Origin of the sequence: Companilactobacillus halodurans (assembly GCF_009600985.1) — a bacterium.
GTDB lineage: Bacteria > Bacillota > Bacilli > Lactobacillales > Lactobacillaceae > Companilactobacillus > Companilactobacillus halodurans.
The window spans coordinates 1-2,958 of record NZ_VDFP01000058.1 but is presented as its reverse complement, the minus strand read 5'-3'; the positions used below and the strand labels follow the sequence as shown (position 1 = coordinate 2,958).

The window sequence follows — 2,958 nt, the reverse complement described above, 5'->3', positions numbered from 1 at the left end:
AAACTACAAAACTCCACGGGAACTATTCACTAGTTTCTGTGGAGTTTAGAAATGTACTTTTCTGGTACTGATATATTTCGTATTTATTTTTGGACAAGTGGCTAACTTGTTCTTGTAATTTTCGAAGTAAATAAAATTTCAGACAACAGCATCATCATGAGTGCTAGTGCCGGCGGCAGAAACGGTACTCACTTCAAAGTTGGATGCAGTTTGATAGCTGATGCAGGAACAGTCGAAACCATTGGTGAAACTATTGTTGGAAGAAATTTGTCTTCCGCAACGATTCTATTAACTTCTGACACTAACTATTCTCAAAAAGATGGTGATTTGGATTGCCAAAAAAATCTTAATAAGTTGTCAGCAGTCGATTGGGAATTTGAAACGAAGAACCATATTGCTACTTATCAAAAGCTATTCAACAGGGTAGCGTTACAAATCGATGAGTCAAAAATTGACGAGATACCAACTGATAAAAGATTGGAACAAGTAAAGAATGGTCAGACTGACCTTCATTTATTGCAGTTATACTTCGATTATGGCAGATACCTCTTGATTTCCTCTAGTCAGCCAGGTGGTTTGCCAGCTAATCTTCAAGGTATTTGGTCAGAAAATACTAATCCGATTTGGGGTTCTAAATTTACCATCAATATCAACATGCAAATGAATTACTGGATGAGTGGACCTTGTGATTTGTCCGAAATGGAAGAACCATTGTTTGATTTGTTGGACAATATGAGACCAAACGGCCGTATCACTGCTAAAAAAATGTATGGAGCCAGAGGTTTTACAGCACATCATAATACTGATGGATTCTTTGATACAGCCCCACAATCTCATACTATCGGTGCAGCGATTTGGCCAATGACAGTTCCTTGGTTATGTACGCATATTTTTGAACACTACTTGTTCAGTAACGATAAGGATTTCTTGATTAAAAATTATCCGATTATGAAAGAAGCGGCTCTTTTTTATGAGGATTACTTATTTGAATATAATGGTCATCTGGTAACTGGCCCATCCGTTTCCCCCGAAAACCGGTACCGTTTAGCAGATGGCACACAAGGTAATGTTTGCCTTTCACCTACAATCGATAATCAAATCCTTCGGTACTTCTTCAGTTGTTGTATTAAGAGTGCCAAAATCGTTAATGATTCCAGTGACTTTTCACAAAAAGTTCAAGAAATGAAATCGAAGTTGCCAGAAACAAAAATTGGCAAGCACGGTCAAGTTCAAGAATGGCTTGAAGATTATGATGAAGTGGAACCAGGACACAGACATATTTCACCACTGTTTGGACTTTTTCCTGGCAATGAAATCAACCAAGACAAAACACCTGAATTAATCAATGCCGCGAAGGTAACGATTAAGAGGAGACTCGAAAATGGCTCATATTTAAGTCATGAATCGAGAAACGATGCCATCAACAGTTGGACTAAAACTGGTTTTGTCGGTGGTAAGAGAACTGGTTGGAGTTCTGCTTGGTTAGTTAATTTCTTTGCTAGATTGCATGATGGCGATAAGGCATATGAAGAACTGACTGGTATGTTAAAGAATTCAACTTTGAATAATTTGTTCGACGATCACCCACCATTTCAAATTGATGGTAATTTTGGAGCAACAAATGGTATTTGTGAAATGTTGCTTCAGAGTCAAAATGATTATATTGAATTATTGCCAGCTTTGCCTAGTGCTTGGAATACCGGGAAATTTAGTGGATTGAGAGCACGTGACAATATCAAATTTGACGTCACATGGAAGAACACTAAAATTGAAAGTGTAGAAGTACATGGAGAACCTGATTCTAATTTGAATTTAGTCATTGCTAAAGAACATATGATTGATAATCAAGAATTCAAACAAAATATTTTATTGGATAAATCAGGCTATCAAGCAATCAAGTTTAATTAGTCTTGAATGAAGAGGGTACTTTTAAAAGAGTGCTCTTTTCTTTTTGGAGGGAAAATGGGAGCAATCTTATTATCACTAGTTCCAGCTATAGGTTGGGGTGCACAAGCGTTAGTTATGCAAAAAGTTGGCGGAAAATTTACTAATAAAGTTATGGGAATGGTTTTAGGAACTATTATCTTTTCTTTGTTAGTCTTGATATTTCGCCGACCGAATAATATTTCAAAAAATTTAATCATTGGATCATTGCTTTGCGGGATCTTTTGGTGTTTTGGACAGATGCTGCAAGTGAAATCTTTTGATTTGGTCGGAGTTACGATTACGATGCCAGTCAGCACTGGTGAACAGTTGTTAGGAACCACTTTAGTGAGTGCCATATATTTCAAAGAATGGACGACTAATTGGCAATTTATCTTAGGCATTAGTGCTATCTTAGTAATTATTTTGGGAGTTATTGTAATTTCCATGAAGAAAAATAGCAACTACGATAAGGCCAATGTGAAAAAAAGTTTTATCCTGTTGTTTTTCTCAACAATTGGGATGATGGGATATGCCATCATTCCTCGTTTATTCAACTTGAACGGCTGGGATATGTTATTCCCACAGGCTGTTTCAATGGTCGTGACGATGTTTATTCTGGTAATCACTCAAAAGGATAATCAGGCCTTTTCAAAGAAAACATTTGAAAATATTCCAACTGGATTATGCTTTGCGGTTGCTAATTTAGCTTTATTATTGAGTAATGAAATCAATGGTGTCGCAGTCGGTTTTACGATGTCGCAGTTGAATGTGGTCGTTTCTACTTTAGGTGGCATGATTTTCTTGCACGAAAAGAAAACTCATTCTGAGAAAATAAAGATAGTTATCGGCTTAAGTTTGATTATCATTGGTGCCGTTATGATTGGTATTACTAAAAACTAAAAAAAATTGGCTGTACGATAAATAAAGTTGATAGGTATTTTGCCATCAACTTTATTTTTGTATACCATTTATTAGTAATAACCATTTAAGAACACCAAAAAAGGACACCATTCATGCCCTTTAGATGTTCGA

Annotated in this window: 2 protein-coding genes; both read left to right on the top strand. The window is 36.2% G+C overall.

The features are described 5' to 3' along the window. The first annotated feature begins 156 nt into the window (after positions 1 to 156). On the top strand, positions 157 to 1,908 hold the full coding sequence (locus FHL06_RS12275) for a glycosyl hydrolase family 95 catalytic domain-containing protein (protein WP_153386854.1): 1,752 nt from the start codon (positions 157 to 159) through the stop codon (positions 1,906 to 1,908). A 54-nt stretch (positions 1,909 to 1,962) separates the two neighbouring features. After that, positions 1,963 to 2,826, top strand: a complete 864-nt coding sequence (locus tag FHL06_RS12270; protein ID WP_153386852.1) for a GRP family sugar transporter — start codon at positions 1,963 to 1,965, stop codon at positions 2,824 to 2,826. The last annotated feature ends 132 nt before the right edge of the window (positions 2,827 to 2,958 follow it).